Consider the following 15,755-nt stretch of genomic DNA (forward strand, 5'->3'; position numbering starts at 1 on the left):
TATATTTTTTACTAAAAATGTACGTCCAATTGTAGTCTATACATCATCGCATCCATTCCATTTTCCACGGAAAGATAACTAATGTCTGTTTGCACCTTCAATTTATGGCCTACAATATATTTGGAAAGTCCCAGAGTATATTGATTTTCTGGGTTTTCACCGGTAATATTCTTATTTAATTCCACATTGGTGTATCTCCCGGAAATCTCCCAATTGCTGTTAAATAGATAACCGGTTTGGAGATTTAATCCATGGCCCACCTGAACCACTTCTCCGGTCAGGGAGCCGTCTATATTTCTAGCAAAGGGGTCTTGGGCATCCCTATGGGCGTATTCTCCCATGAAAGAGAATCCGTTATATTTGAAAACGGCATCGAGGAACAGGGTATTGATATTGGTTTTGTGAAAACCATAATCGGTTTCCATATAAGTCCCTTGACTACCTCTGGTCTTTACTGCATTAAGATTAAGGTTGTAGGTAGCGGCCAACATCAGTTTTGGGGATTTTTCCCTTTTTAAATCGCTTCCGCTGTATTCGCCTCCGCCTTGGAATTCGCCAAATGGCAATAATTCCAAACGTCCGCTGTATTGATGCCCTCCTAGATTTCCTGTAGTGACGTTTCTACCTTCGCCCTGCGAAATGGAGACTATTTCCCGTATTAAAAAAGTATCCGTAAGATAGCTGTAGTGTCTAAGTTGTATGCCCATATCCCTGTCCAAGGTAAACTGGCCATTAAGAAGGGATCGATCTACCAATTGAAGGTTGCCTGAGGAAATAACCCGTTCAACATTTCCGGGAAGTTTGGTCTGACCTACCCAAAGTTCAAAATTTTGATAGAAATTCCACATTACTACGGCGTCCAAGATATATCTTGGGGCGTCACTTGTGTATTTCGAGCCACCAGAAATATCCCTATTGGATAAACCTAATTCAAGTTTGTAGCTAAGTTTAGGCGAATATACAAAGCCATCAAATTTTAATCTGGCCCTTCTTATGAGCGCATTAAAATCTGGATCCGTATAATTTCCGTTCGCATTTTCAGTCCAAGTTGTGCTGCTCAAAAATTGCATTCTAGTTGCAATCTTGGCACTCCATGTACTGTCCTTGCCCATTAAATTAAAAAGTCCTTTGCCAAATTCCGGGGCATTGGGTTCCTGTGAATAGGATATAAAAATTGAGCACAATGCAAGCCCTAGGGCTAAGCATTTCATTTTCATAATGTATTAGTTTTTGTCGAGGACAAAGTACCAATATATATGTTAATTTAATGTTAACTTAGTAATATTATTACTTTAAATAAAAAGCTACCTTGGCCAGAGGTAGCTTCCGATTTCACATAAATAGTCGACAAAAACTAATAGTTAAAATGAAACCAAAATAGTCTTAAGACAAATGCTAAGATGGGGATAAGGATTAAATTCATTGTAATCTTAAGTTTAATTAATCGTTAAAATTGGGTTGCGGGTTTTGGTTTGTCCCAAGTGGTAGATGGTTTTATTATGTGTTGAATTCCTAAAAATGTATCTTGCGACCTCTAAAATTACATTATGCATTGGGAACAGCTTCTTTCCTTGAAACGTTTTGGTGATACCCACAAAAGAATTAGAAAGGAACAGGATGAAACCCGATTGGGTTTTGAGGTGGATTACGACAGGGTGATATTTTCTGCGGCTTTCAGGAGCCTACAGGACAAGACCCAGGTTATACCCCTTTCCAAAACCGATTTTGTGCACACCCGCCTTACCCATAGCTTGGAGGTCTCAGTAGTAGGTAGAAGCCTTGGAAGGATAGCCGGGAAGAAAATTTTGGAAAAACATCCTCATTTGCGCGAGGTACACGGCTATCATTTTAACGATTTTGGCGCCATTGTCGCTGCCGCGGCCTTGGCACATGATATTGGGAACCCACCTTTTGGCCATAGTGGGGAGAAGGCCATAGGGGAATACTTTAAAACAGGCAGGGGCAAACAGTTTGAAGCGGTACTGACCCAAAAAGAGTATCAGGACATCATAGATTTCGAAGGGAATGCCAATGGATATAGATTATTAACAGAATCCCGCCAAGGTGTTGAAGGCGGATTGCGGCTTAGTTACGCCACCTTGGGAGCTTTTATGAAGTACCCAAAGGAATCCTTGCCCAAAAAGCCGACCAAGCATATTGCGGACAAGAAATTCGGGTTTTTTCAACAAGATGTGGCGTCTTTTCAGGAAGTGGCCGCCGAACTTGGGCTGGAATCTAGGGGAAAGGGCAAGGATGTTGGTTTTTGCAGACACCCGCTTACCTTTTTGGTGGAAGCTGCTGATGATATTTGTTATACCATTATCGATTTTGAGGATGGAATCAATTTGGGTCTTATTTCAGAAGATTATGCTTTGGAATATCTAATAAAGTTGGTTAAGGACAGTATCAACATAAAAAAGTATAATAATTTGGTCTATATGGAAGATCGTCTGAGCTATTTAAGGGCTCTGGCAATCAACACCTTGATTTCTGATGCCATTGCCATTTTTATTGAAAATGAGGATGCCATCCTAAATGGGGAATTTTCGGTATCCTTAATGGACAAAAGCAAGTTTAAGGCCCAGATAGAAGATATTATTACATTAAGTGTACAGAAGGTCTACCGGTCACAAGAGGTATTGGAAAAGGAAATAGCAGGATACAGGATCATCTCGGACATTTTGGATGTGTATACCACGGCTTTGATCAGGAATAAGGAAGGGAATAGTTCCAATTATGATCGACTTATGATTTCCACTTTGCCCGAAGCTTATAGGGAAACTAAAGGTTCCACATACGACATACTTTTGAGTACCTGCTGTTATGTTGCCAGCTTATCGGATAGTGCGGCGGTACATATCCATAATAAGATTATGGGGAAACAGCTTTAAAAATCATAGACCAAACCAACGCCCAGCAATTGTTTGAACTGTATTTTGCGTTTTCCTGGGGTGGTAATGGTGCCATCTGTAGCTTTTACCTCATCGAATATAATATCGTGGTCATATAAAACATGGGTGCCAATGGAAGCCTTAACATATTTGTTTACGGTCAAATCCACATTAAGTTCCCAGTCAACATCGATATTTCCGAAATTCTTTACGTAGTCTGAGTATAGTTGCAATCTGTGATTTAATTTCACATTTTCATAAACCATGGTTTCCCAGGAGTTGGATACCAGAAATCCAAATTCCAGATAAACGTTCTCGCCCTCCTTTATGATATTGCCATCCGTATCCACCAGTGCTTTTTGAACTCCAAAAGCTCCACCGTTTGCTAAGGTTTGGTCCAATACAAAGGTAGATTTAAAAGTAAGTGGCGCCAGACGTAGGTTGAATTTATTGCCTTCCGGAATATAGGATGTACCAGCTCCCAAAAGGGCATAGCCTGGAGCCATAAATCTAGAAATTGGTTTATCCCTATTGGGGTATTTGTAACCATTGGAGAACTGTGTCCTAAATTCTGCGCTGGCGGAATAGTACCAATTGCTTATGGTATCCCTTCGAAATGCAAAGGTGGAGGAAAACCGTAGTGCATCGTCCGATTTTCTTAACTTAAAGCCTTCTTGGGCATTAAGGCCATATCGTATGTCCAAATTGTTGTTGAGTTGAACGTATCTAAATTTATAATTTCGCACAAACTTGGCACTGGCCAATCCGGAAATGGAATTGTTTCCCCCCGCATTCCAGTTTACAAATGCTACCTCACTAAAATTAAATCCAAGTTTATTCTCCTTTTCCCAAAATGAAGGAATTCTAAAACGTCTATATTTTTCTTCCAAGGGCTTGGTGCGCTTAAAGGAAACAACAGGATTGGTCAGGTCTGCGCCCCGTGGAATGTATTTAATTTTGTCCTGTAAGGTCCGTATTACGATGGTGTCTATGCGCATCGAATCTATCTGGGTAGAGTCCGGGGCTTGTGGAGCAGGAATGGTATCTTGTGAGAATAAAAAATTAAAATTTAGGAACAGAAGGACAATAATAAATATTTTACCGTACATGCTAATCAGTATTCAAGAGGTTGTTAATATAATTTTTTAAGGTCGATATATCTATTTTAGCTATTTTATGGAGCTCTTCAACGGTTCCCTGCTCTATAAAAATATCTTCAATGCCAAAAATCTTTATGGGGACAAAACTATGCATCTCGTTGGCATATTCCAAAATTGCACTTCCAAACCCTCCCATTTTACAGCCATCCTCGATGGTGATCACATTTTCATAGGTCGAGAATATTTTCTGCAACATAATCGTGTCCAAAGGTTTTACAAAACGCATATTATAATGGCCAATTTGGTCCCTGTCATTCACGCTTTTTAGTAATTCACCGACCATATTCCCAATATGACCGATCGAAAGTACCGCAATTTTCGTTCCTTTTTTTAATTCTTGGGATATTCCTATTGGAATTTTATTAAATTTTTGTTTCCAATCCAATGTTACCCCTCTTCCTCTAGGGTACCTTATGGCTATGGGTTGCCCTAGGCCCAGTTGTGCGGTGAACATTATATCCCTAAGTTCAATTTCGTTCAAGGGTGCAAAAATAATAAGATTTGGAATACAGCGTAAATAAGCCATATCATATATTCCATGGTGAGTGGCACCGTCCTGCCCGACTATGCCGGCACGATCCAAACAGAATATAACGGGAAGATTCTGCAGTGCTACATCATGTATGATCTGGTCATAGGCACGTTGTAAAAAAGTAGAGTAGATGTTACAAAATGGAACCAGGCCTTCTGCGGCCATTCCGCCGGCCATGGTTACGGCATGTTGCTCAGCAATGCCCACATCAAATGCCCTTTCTGGGATTTGTTCCATCATATATTTTAGGGAGCTTCCGGTAGGCATAGCTGGGGTTATACCCACTATATTTTCATTGTTTTTGGCCAATTCCACGAGGGTGTGCCCAAATACATCCTGATATTTTGGAGGTTGTTTTTCAGAGGTTTTGGGCCAAAGGTCGCCCGTTTCCTTATTAAATTTTCCTGGAGCATGATACACTACTTGGTTCTCCTCCGCTTTTTTGAGCCCTTTGCCCTTGGTAGTTATGATATGCAGCAATTTGGGTCCCTCAATGTCCTTTAGTCTCTTTAGTTCCTTAATCAAGGTGGCCAGATCATGCCCATCCATAGGGCCTGAATAGTTAAAATTTAAACATTCAAATATGTTCTCGTCCTTGGCGGTACCTTTTTTAACATTGGTCAGGTATTTTTTTAAGGCACCCACGCTAGGATCAATTCCTATGGCATTGTCATTTAGGACAATTAGGATGTTGGCGTTGGTGTCCCCGGCATGGTTAAGCCCTTCAAAGGCCATGCCACTGGCAATGGAAGCATCACCGATGACTGCGATGTGCTGTATATTCTTTGCGCCCTTTATTTGTGAGGCCAAGGCCATGCCCAGGATTGCTGAAATGGAGGTAGAACTGTGTCCGGTGCCAAAGTCGTCATACCGGCTCTCTGTACGTTTGGGAAATCCGCTTATTCCTCCCAATTGTCTATTGGTATTGAATATATCCCTACGGCCTGTTAATATTTTATGGCCGTATGCCTGATGTCCAACATCCCATATTAGTTTGTCTTTTGGGGTGTTAAATACATAGTGAAGGGCGATCGTTAGTTCCACTACACCCAGACTGGCCCCCAAATGCCCTTCTTTGGTAGCTACAATGTCTATGATAAACTCCCTTAATTCTTGGGCAAGTTGTAATAGATCGACAATTTCTAAGGTTCGAATATCCTTAGGGTCGTTAATATGTTGTAGAATTCCCTTGGGCATATTAAAAATGTTACGCAAAACTAATGTATTTAAACATTGAATGGCATGTTTTTTAGTGTAGGATTGGCGGTTTTTCAGGATATTTTAAACAAATCGTATTTTTTTTGAACCTTCGCCAATATTGTTTACTATTGTGGCTTAATTGTTAGGTATGATAAACCCGTTTGACGACACTTATTTTATGAAAAAGGCCTTACAAGAGGCAGAAGCTGCTTTTGAAATAGGAGAGGTGCCCGTTGGGGCCGTAATTGTTGTTGAGAATAGGATCATAGCTAGGGCTCACAATTTAACTGAGCGTTTGAACGATGTAACGGCACATGCCGAAATGCAGGCCATAACTGCAGCGGCCAATTTTCTGGGGGGGAAATATCTTCATAATTGCACCCTATATGTAACCCTGGAACCCTGTCAAATGTGTGCAGGTGCCCTGTACTGGAGTCAAATTTCCAAAATTGTCTATGCGGCAAAGGACGTGGATAGGGGCTTTGTGGCCATGGGAACCAAAATACATCCCAAGACCGAATTGGTGAACGGGGTTTTGGAGGAGGAAGCATCAGAAATTTTGAAACGCTTTTTTATCCAAAAACGCAATTTAAATTAGATAGGGTCCATTTGGACATACCTAATACGCAACTTATTAACTGATTTTGCATCTATTTTTTAGTTCAACAATCTTGGATAATATGAAAGTATATGGATTAATGCTGGCCTTGTGTCTGATTTTTGTCTTAAACGGATGTTCCACAGATAGTACACATGAAAAGAACGATAAGGTTAGCGGAACTTGGAACCTTATTAACGTTAGTGGCGGATTCGCTGGGATTGATGAAGACTTTGAAAAAGGTGAAATTGTTTGGAAATTCAACGCCAAGGATGGGACATTGATCGTTGCCAACAATGACGGGTCCAACCCAATTTATAATGGCTTTCCAACAGGTACTTATACCTATTCCGTCCTAGAGGAGAAAGATCAATTTTATTTGGAGATAAACGACAAAGAGATCGGGGGGATTGTGGTTGCCAAATCACAATTGGTCCTTGACCAAAACAGCACTACAGCGGGCAGTGGGGCCGATGGTTTTGTAATGGTATTGGTGAGATAGCCAAGGAATTTATAAGTAGGTTAAAAATAAAAACCCCTAGCGGTTACCAAGGGTTTACAATTTTTTCAAAATAAAATAGAATTAGCCAATTACCTGCACTTGTGCAGCAACTATTCCCTTTCGGCCTTCTTCTTCCTGGTATTCTACTTTGTCACCTTCGTTAAGTTCAGTGCCATTTAATGAAGTTGCATGAACAAAAATGTCTTTACCCGTTTCGTCGTTGGTAATGAAGCCATATCCCTTGGATTCATTAAAAAATTTTACTGTTCCAGTCATTCCAATGAAATTAAAATAATAATGGTTTAGATTACTAATTTATGTTTTTTTGGGCAAAATTGGATATAATCAATTTAAAAAAAATCAAAATTACTGCTTGTCAGTGGGTTCTTTTTCCTTCCCTTGCATTTTCCTGATATTTTCTTCAGTGAGCATATAATCCTTCATTTTTTTGCCTTTACTTACTTTGATAAGAAAGAGAGGCATGGCTACCAGAAATATACCGACCGTACCAAAGCCTATGCATTTATTGGATAGGGGTATATTTTCCTCATTAATACTAAAACCATAAATGATGGAAGCAAAGGAAGCTAAGAGAATTAAAGAAATAATATACTTCATTCCTAACGTGGGTTTTAGGAGGTTAAATTTATTAATTTTCTTCTGTAGGCAGTCAATAGCTTGGATTTGGAAATAAATCCAATATATTTTTCATCCTTGATAACGGGCAGGTTCCATGCCCCGCTACTTTGAAACTTCTCCATGATATCCGTCATTTTATCTTTGTCCAATTCAATAATATCCGGGGGTGTGTTCATAATATCGGACGCCATCACTTCCTTGTACAATTTCTGATCGAACATAATGGGGCGTATGTCATCCAACAAAATAATCCCCAAAAGGGTATTGTCCTCCTTATCAATTACAGGAAATATATTTCTATTGGATTTTACCACTGCCTGATGTACAATATCCCCCAGATTCATCTCCGGATATATTGGGACAAAATTATCTTCAATAACTTTGTCTATATCCATCAAAGTTAAAACGGCATGGTCCTTATCATGCGTAATTAATTCGCCCTTTCTGCCCAATTCCATGTTGTAAACAGAATGTGGGTGCACATATTTGGTGATGGAAAAGGAGATAGTAGAGGTTATCATTAGCGGTATGAACAATTCATATCCCCCAGTAACCTCGGCTATAAGGAAGATTGCAGTGAGGGGGGCGTGGAGAACGCCGGCCATAAGTCCGGCCATACCGACCAGTGTAAAATTACTTTCAGAAATTTGGTTTGGTAAGATTCCTAAACTGTTAATTGCTTTGGCAATGCAATTACCCATTATGCTTCCCATAAAGAGTGTAGGGGCAAAGATACCCCCAACGCCCCCGGCACCAAAAGTTAGGGCACAGGCAATAATTTTAAAAAAGACCAATCCGGCGAGTAAGCCTATTACCATCCAAACATTGGAAAGGTCCAATTGAAAAATGTTGTTTTCCAATACCTTTTCGGGGTTGCCTTTGATGAGGTTGTTGATAACATCAAAACCCTCACCGTATAAAGGAGGGACCAAATAAACCAATATTCCAATAGCAATTCCACCATAGAGCAACCTTTTAATGGGAGAACCTATTTTGTCGAATATTTTTTGGATCCGCTCATATACTTCTGTGAAATAGATGGAGGTTAGACCTGCAAACAAGCCTAGGATTATAAAGAAGGGAACGTCCGAAATAATAAAATCGTCCTCAATTTTAAAAGGCAAAAGTACATCGCTCCCAAAGAAAAAGTAGGAGGTTATAATTCCTGAAAGGGAAGCCAAGAGCAAGGGCAACATGGAGGCTATGGTGAGGTCCAGGCTAAATACCTCAATGGCAAAAATAATGGCTGCAATGGGGGCTTTAAATATGGAAGACATGGCTCCTGCTGCCGCACAGCCTATAAGTAAATTCCTCGTGGTCTGGTTAACGTGGAACATTCTTGAAATATTGGAGCTTATGGCTGCTCCTGTTGCCACCGTAGGGCCTTCCAGCCCAACAGAGCCCCCAAAACCTACAGTAATGGGCGCGGTAAGAATGGATCCGAACATCTGATATTTCCGCATTATTCCCTTCATTTTGGAAATGGCAAAGAGGGTAGAAGGAATACCATGGCTCACTTTGTTGCGGATCACGTATTTAATGATCAAATAAACAAGGGTAAGACCAATTATAGGAAAAACAAAATAAAAGGCATTGTGGTAATACCTTACCAAATTACCTTCCAATAGATGTTGAAAAAAGTGAGTTAAATTTTTAAGGACAACAGCGCCTATCCCAGAAGTAAACCCAACCAAAATACTAAGGATATAAATAAATTGCCTTTGGGAGATATGTTTTGCGCGCCAAACCAAAAAGTTGGTAAGCCAAGATTTTTTTAGTGCTGTCATGATTTAGAAAAAAATCCCGCTAGTTACTCGACTAGCAGGATTTTAAAGATATGATTATAAATCCAATTTTAGGTGAAGTTCCTTCAACTGTAAATCGTCAATCGGGGCAGGGGCATCGATCATAACATCGCGTCCACTATTATTTTTTGGAAAAGCAATAAAGTCCCGTATAGTTTCCTGTCCGCCCAAAATGGCCACCAATCTATCGAGACCAAATGCCAAACCACCATGGGGAGGTGCCCCATATTGAAAGGCGTCCATTAAAAATCCAAATTGTGCCTTGGCCTCCTCTGGACTAAAGCCAAGATGCCTGAACATTGTGGCCTGTATTTGTTTATCATGAATACGTATGGAACCACCTCCAATTTCATTGCCGTTCAACACCAAATCATAGGCATTGGCCTTTACTGCGCCGGGGTCGGTATCCAACAACTCCAACTGACCGGGCTTCGGTGAGGTAAATGGATGGTGCATGGCGTGGTAATGACCTGTTTCCTCGTCCAGTTCCAATAATGGAAAATCTATTACCCAAAGCGGAGCAAACTCATCTTTTTTGCGTAATCCTAAACGCTGGGCAATTTCCATTCTAAGCGCACTTAACTGTGTGCGCGTTTTGTTGGCATCTCCGGACAGGACGCAGATTAAGTCGCCCGCTTTTGCTCCTGTGACTTCTGCCCATTTTGCAAGATCTTCCTGATCATAAAATTTGTCGACCGAAGATTTAAAGGAACCATCTTCATTATATCTGGCATAGACCATTCCTTTGGCCCCTATTTGTGGCCTGCGTACCCAATCTACAAGTGCATCAATTTCTTTTCTGGTATACGCCGCTCCCCCAGGTATGGCAATACCAACGACCAATTCGGCCTCGTTAAATATTCCGAAGTCCTTATGTTGCGCAATAGCGTTAAGTTCACCGAATTCCATACCAAAACGGATATCCGGTTTATCGTTGCCATATTTTTTCATGGCGTCATCATAAGTCATTCTTGGGAACTTGTCAATGGAAACCCCTTTTATTTCTTTCAATAAATGCCTGGTTAGTCCCTCAAAAACATTTAAAATATCTTCTTGTTCCACAAAGGCCATCTCGCAATCAATTTGTGTAAATTCTGGTTGCCTGTCCGCCCTAAGGTCTTCGTCCCTAAAGCATTTAACGATCTGGAAGTATTTGTCCATGCCACCAACCATCAATAATTGTTTAAATGTTTGGGGCGATTGTGGCAAGGCATAAAACTGACCTTCGTTCATTCTACTTGGAACTACAAAATCTCGGGCACCTTCCGGGGTAGATTTGATTAAATAGGGCGTTTCCACTTCAATAAAACCTTGGTCGGAGAGATATTTTCTAACCTCAATGGCTACTTTATGTCGAAAAATGAGGTTGTTCTTAACGGGATTTCTACGAATGTCCAGATACCGGAATTTCATTCGGATATCTTCGCCGCCATCGGTCTGGTCTTCAATAGTGAAGGGAGGAACCAGGGATTTGTTAAGTATTTTGATCTCTGAGACCAGTACTTCCACATTTCCGGTTGGTATGTTTGGGTTTTTGGAAGCTCTTTCAATAACGGTTCCTTTAACCTGTATCACAAATTCGCGACCTAAAGATTTTGCAATTTCCATAATCTCTTCTGAAGAGCGTTCCTCATCAAAAATGAGCTGGGTAATTCCATATCGGTCACGAAGATCGGCCCATATCACAAAACCTTTGTCCCTTACTGTTTGTACCCATCCTGACAAGGTAACCTGAGCCTGTTGATTGGCTTCCCTTAATTCACCGCAATTATGACTTCTATACATCTTTTTATATCATCTAAGAAAAGGCAAATGTAAGAAGTAATAGGGTAAGCTGAAAAAAATATCCGCAATTGGGAAATTATGAATATGTATTACAAAAATTTATCAAATTCTAATTTTTTTTAGAGAATATTAACAAAACTTACTTATTTTAGTATATAATTCTAACGAAACTTACTAATATGAAACAGAAATTATTTAAGAAGAACATGTTCTTATTTTTCTTAATGGCGCCTCTGCTGTTATTGGCTCAGGATGTTGTTAAGGGAAAGGTAACAGACTCAGGTCTTGGAGATCCACTTCCTGGGGTAAATGTTGTTATTAAAGGTACTTCAACGGGTACTACTACGGATTTTGATGGTAATTACGAAATTTCAGTAAATAATTTTCCATCCATTCTTGTGTTTTCCTCCTTGGGGTATGCCTCAAAGGAAATGCAGGTAAGCAGTCCAACTACTTTAAATGTTACTTTGGACGAATCGGCAACGGGTTTGGAGGAGGTTGTGGTGACTGGTCTGGCCACCTCGGTAAAACGAAGTAATGCGGCCAACGCTGTAGCTTCCGTATCTGCCGACGAGCTAACGGGTAGGACGCCGCCTCAAACTTTGGATGGTGCCTTGGCCGGGAAATTTGCAGGTGCGCAAATTACTGCCGCATCTGGAGCACCTGGGGGCGGGATGTCCGTAAAATTAAGAGGTGTAACCTCCATAAATGGGCAGGGTCAACCGCTGTATATTATAGATGGTGTATATGTGAACAATAATAGCGTATATGCCGGAGGGTTAAACGAAATTTCCAACGCTGCAGGTGGTGGGGCTTCCTCCACCGATTCACAGGATAACGCATCTAACAGAATTGCTGACATTAATCCAGACGACATTCAAAATATCGAGATACTTAAAGGGGCTTCTGCTTCCGCAATTTACGGATCTAGGGCAGCGGCCGGTGTAATTATTATCACAACCAAGAAGGGGAAAGCTGGGAAAACAAAAATAAATGTTTCACAAGCCTTAGGGTGGAATGAGGCTGTAAACTTGCTTGGACAAAGAAATTGGACCTCCGCCTTGGCAGAGAGTGTTTTTGGAGAAGGGGCCTTATATACTGCTGCTGAATCTGCAGGGAGATTAAGGGATTATGAAAAGGAGATATATGGGGAAAAAGGATTTATCACCAATACTAATGTCAGTATTTCAGGTGGGAGCGAAAAGACCTCTTTTTTTGGGAGCTTTACCAATAATGAGGAGGATGGAATTGTTAAAAGAACTGGAGCCTCCAAACAATCTCTTAGGTTAAATGTTGACCATAGGATAACAGACGATATTAAATTATCCTTGACCGGAAATTACCTGAAGTCCAGTGCTGATAGGGGATTTTTTAACAATGACAACTCCAATACTACCATAGGGGTTTCCCTTTTGTTTACTAGACCTTGGGACTATTTGCTTCCCGATGCGGATGGTAATTATCCTGATCACCCTGCTAACTCTTCCAATCAAATTCATACCCGTGATGTCATGACAAATAATGAATCTGTAAGCCGTTTAATAGCAGGTGGGGCTTTGGATGTTAATTTATTTAGAAATGAAAATCAGAGTTTGAAAATGATTTTAAAGGCTGGTGTTGATACCTATACCCTAAAAACTACAGTTTTTTTTCCAAGGGAATTGCAGTTTATGAGTCCAGCCGTAGGGGGAGTGGATGGTTTGTCCTCAGACGGTACTACCCAGAATACCGATGCTAACTTTTCGGGTTTTTTGGTACACAATTTCCGGACAGATAATGAACTTAGCTTTACCACCCAAGCTGGTGTTACCAATGAACAATTTTCCCAAAATACTGTTAGGGTTACATCAACGGGCTTAATAGCTTCTGAACAAAACGTGGATCAGGCGGCCAATGTTAAAGTAGATCAATTTAGGTTGGAGCAGGAAGATGCCGGTTTTTTCGTTCAGGAGGAAATTAATTACCAAGATAAGATTGTTGGAACCTTTGGGGTAAGAGGGGATAAATCTTCCAACAATGGCGATGCCAATAAGTTGTTTTACTATCCAAAAGCATCGGTTGCAGCAAATATTCACAACTTTGATTTTTGGAATCTTGAGGCAATGAATCAATTGAAGTTGCGGGCAGCTTACGGGGAAGCAGGTAACTTTGCTCCAAATGGGGCATTATTTACAACGTATATCAACTCTTTGATAAGTGGAAATGTAGGGATTATTACCCCTGCAACCCTTGGGGATCCCTCCATACAGCCAGAAAGACAAAAGGAGTTCGAAATTGGTTTGGATGCCGGATTCTTTAAAAACAAGGTAACCCTGGAATTTACTTGGTATAATAAAAAAGTTGAAGATCTTATTCTCCAAGCGGACAATGAACCATCCTCGGGTTATACCTTCCGATGGGCCAATGCCGGTGCCCTGCAAAATAAAGGAGCTGAAATTGGTTTAAACGTTAACGCTTTTGATTCGGAAAATTTTTCTTGGGATTCCGGTATAATTTGGTTTAGAAATAGATCGGAAATAACGAAATTAACTGTTGCTTCTTTTGATACCCAAGGTTTTGGTACTGGTTTGGGAACGTTTAGGATAGAAGAAGGTAAAAGTGCCACCCAGATTGTTGGTAATGACGAAAATGGTAACGTTGTGACATTGGGAGATGCCGAACCCGATTTTCAAATGTCCTTCAATAATAATTTCAAGTACAAAGATTTTACGCTATCATTTTTTTGGCACTGGAAGAAGGGGGGCGATAATGTAAACCTCAGTAGGCTGCTCTCGGATTTTGGTAACACTAGTGCCGATTACGATAAGATGAATTTGGATCCATCGGGTGCCTTGAACAATGGGGATTATAGAAAAAGTGCTTTTGGCGCGGGTTTTGCCGACCCTTTTGTGGAAGATGCATCTTATTTAAAACTAAGGGAGATAGGTTTGTATTATAACCTTCCGGAAAACACGCTCCAGAAACTATTTAATGGGAATGTTTCCAATGTAAAAGTTGGACTTTCCGGACACAATATCATCAATATTTTTGATTATAATAGCTATGATCCAGAAGTTTCCAATTTTGGTTCGGCTGCTGCAGGGATAGGAATTGAAGTAGCACCATTTCCATCGTCCAAACGATTTATGTTTCACTTGTCAATTGGACTTTAATAATTAAAAAAAAAATAATATGAAAATCGCAATTAGAATAAAAGTTCTATTAATGACCATAATCGGATTTCTGGTTTTTGGTTGTACTATTGAAGATGGGAAAGATCTGAATGGACCGGAAACCGCATCTATTTCGGAGGGAGTATCCAGACCGGAACTGCCTCAGGTGGTATCTGGAATTTTAGCCGATATGAGAGATCGATTGAATACTCAGATAGATGTTATTTCTGTAGTAGGAAGGGATTATTGGAGACATCAGAGTTCCGACCCCAGATGGACCGGAGATCTTATGACTGGTGTATTGGATGACAATGCCTTTTATCTTACAACCCCATATGCCGCCAGATATGCGGTAGTGAAGGAATGTAACCTTTTGTTGGAAGGATTGGAGAACACTACAACAGATTTTTCCGAAGCCGAGAAAGGGGCTATTAGGGGATTTGCCAATACCATAAAAGCGCATGAATTGTTGACCGTGTTAAACATGTTATATCAAAATGGAATACGTACAGATGTTGCCGATCCTGATAATTTGGGAAGCTTTGAGGGCTATGATGCCGCTCTTACCTCCATTTTGGGATTGTTAAATAGTGCCGCCACTGATTTGGCAACTGGTGGGGATGTTTCCCCAAATACTTTGGGGGTATCCTATTTGGAATTTAATAGAGCGTTGACAGCTAGGGTAGCCGCTTATCAAGGAAATTATTCATTGGTACTAAGTGCTTTGGACGATTCTTTTATGGACTTCGGGGGAGACATGTACTTGGGAGCTTATTACCAATTTGCCGCAGCGGGTTCGGATGAGTTAAATCAGTTATTTTTTGCCAAGAATTCCACTGGGGCCAACGCTAGAATTGCACATCCAGATTTTGTTAATTCAGCGGAGGCAGGGGATAATAGGTTGGATAAGGCCGTTTTAAGAACGGATGGACCACTTAATATTGCAGATTTAACTCCTGGTACCCACGATGTATATATTTATGAGTCCAACACGGATCCTGTGGCCATGATCAGAAATGAGGAGCTTATTCTTTTATATGCCGAGGCCAATATGACAGATAACCCCGGAGAAGCGGAAATGGCGATCAATGTTGTTAGAAATGCTGCTGGACTTGGCCCTGTTGTTCCTGGCAGTGTAGATGAGGACAGGCTTTTGTACGAACGAAGATATTCGTTATTTGCCGAGGGTCATCGCTGGATAGATTTAAGGAGGTTTGATAGACTGGATGAGTTGGTAGTAGATAGGGCGGGAGACAATAGGGTAACCCAATTTCCTATACCACAGAATGAAGGCCAATAATTTGGTGATGTAACACAGCAATTTATAGATAAAAGCAGAAACTCCCTTTAATAGGGAGTTTCTTTGTTTTATAAACTTCTTAAACACAAGTGTTTAATGTTTCAATGTAAATTTAATGTTAACTAAAGGTTTCTTTTTCGTAAAATATATGTATCTTTAATTCGTTAAGAGATAATAGATAAACATAAAAT

12 protein-coding genes are annotated in these 15,755 nt (G+C 40.4%); 5 read left to right on the plus strand and 7 right to left on the minus strand.

The window, feature by feature from the left end:
- Nucleotides 1-11 precede the first annotated feature (11 nt).
- Entirely contained in the window at nt 12-1,217 is a 1,206-nt protein-coding gene (locus KO529_RS09765) for a porin (RefSeq protein WP_215947709.1), read from the minus strand.
- Nucleotides 1,218-1,547: 330 nt separating this feature from the next.
- Between KO529_RS09765 and dgt the strand changes: the two genes are divergently transcribed.
- A complete protein-coding gene (dgt, locus tag KO529_RS09770) occupies nt 1,548-2,891 on the plus strand; it encodes a dGTP triphosphohydrolase (RefSeq protein ID WP_215947710.1) in 1,344 nt (447 codons plus the stop codon).
- Here dgt and KO529_RS09775 read toward each other — a convergent pair.
- Both KO529_RS09775 and KO529_RS09780 read right to left on the minus strand, forming a co-directional pair.
- Nucleotides 2,888-4,000, minus strand: coding sequence for a DUF3078 domain-containing protein (locus KO529_RS09775; RefSeq protein ID WP_215947711.1), 1,113 nt, complete (start codon nt 3,998-4,000; stop codon nt 2,888-2,890). The two genes, dgt and KO529_RS09775, sit on opposite strands and share 4 nt — an antisense overlap.
- A gap of 1 nt (nt 4,001) precedes the next feature.
- Nucleotides 4,002-5,780: a 1-deoxy-D-xylulose-5-phosphate synthase gene (locus tag KO529_RS09780; RefSeq protein ID WP_215947976.1), complete on the minus strand. Its 1,779-nt coding sequence runs from the start codon at nt 5,778-5,780 to the stop codon at nt 4,002-4,004.
- A 151-nt stretch (nt 5,781-5,931) separates the two neighbouring features.
- On the opposite strand from KO529_RS09780, the gene KO529_RS09785 reads away from it, so the two are divergent.
- Both KO529_RS09785 and KO529_RS09790 read left to right on the plus strand, forming a co-directional pair.
- A complete protein-coding gene (locus KO529_RS09785) occupies nt 5,932-6,381 on the plus strand; it encodes a nucleoside deaminase (protein ID WP_215947712.1) in 450 nt (149 codons plus the stop codon).
- An 82-nt stretch (nt 6,382-6,463) separates the two neighbouring features.
- Nucleotides 6,464-6,883, plus strand: coding sequence for a hypothetical protein (locus KO529_RS09790; RefSeq protein ID WP_215947713.1), 420 nt, complete (start codon nt 6,464-6,466; stop codon nt 6,881-6,883).
- Between the two features lie 81 nt (nt 6,884-6,964).
- On the opposite strand, the gene KO529_RS09795 is transcribed toward KO529_RS09790, so the two are convergent.
- The 4 genes from KO529_RS09795 to aspS form a co-directional block, all read right to left on the minus strand.
- Nucleotides 6,965-7,159 (minus strand): cold-shock protein, encoded by a 195-nt coding sequence (locus tag KO529_RS09795; RefSeq protein WP_215947714.1) that lies wholly within the window; start codon nt 7,157-7,159, stop codon nt 6,965-6,967.
- 90 nt (nt 7,160-7,249) lie between these two features.
- Entirely contained in the window at nt 7,250-7,501 is a 252-nt protein-coding gene (locus KO529_RS09800; protein WP_215947715.1) for a hypothetical protein, read from the minus strand.
- Nucleotides 7,502-7,515: 14 nt separating this feature from the next.
- On the minus strand, nt 7,516-9,309 hold the full coding sequence (locus tag KO529_RS09805; RefSeq protein ID WP_215947716.1) for a chloride channel protein: 1,794 nt from the start codon (nt 9,307-9,309) through the stop codon (nt 7,516-7,518).
- A gap of 54 nt (nt 9,310-9,363) precedes the next feature.
- Nucleotides 9,364-11,112, minus strand: a complete 1,749-nt coding sequence (gene aspS, locus KO529_RS09810; RefSeq protein WP_215947717.1) for an aspartate--tRNA ligase — start codon at nt 11,110-11,112, stop codon at nt 9,364-9,366.
- Nucleotides 11,113-11,291: 179 nt separating this feature from the next.
- Here aspS and KO529_RS09815 point away from each other — a divergent pair, with 179 nt between their 5' ends.
- Nucleotides 11,292-14,264, plus strand: coding sequence for a SusC/RagA family TonB-linked outer membrane protein (locus KO529_RS09815; protein WP_215947718.1), 2,973 nt, complete (start codon nt 11,292-11,294; stop codon nt 14,262-14,264).
- A gap of 19 nt (nt 14,265-14,283) precedes the next feature.
- Nucleotides 14,284-15,564, plus strand: a complete 1,281-nt coding sequence (locus tag KO529_RS09820; protein WP_215947719.1) for a RagB/SusD family nutrient uptake outer membrane protein — start codon at nt 14,284-14,286, stop codon at nt 15,562-15,564.
- The last annotated feature ends 191 nt before the right edge of the window (nt 15,565-15,755 follow it).

Source organism: Arenibacter algicola, assembly GCF_018860365.1.
Lineage (GTDB): Bacteria > Bacteroidota > Bacteroidia > Flavobacteriales > Flavobacteriaceae > Arenibacter > Arenibacter algicola_B.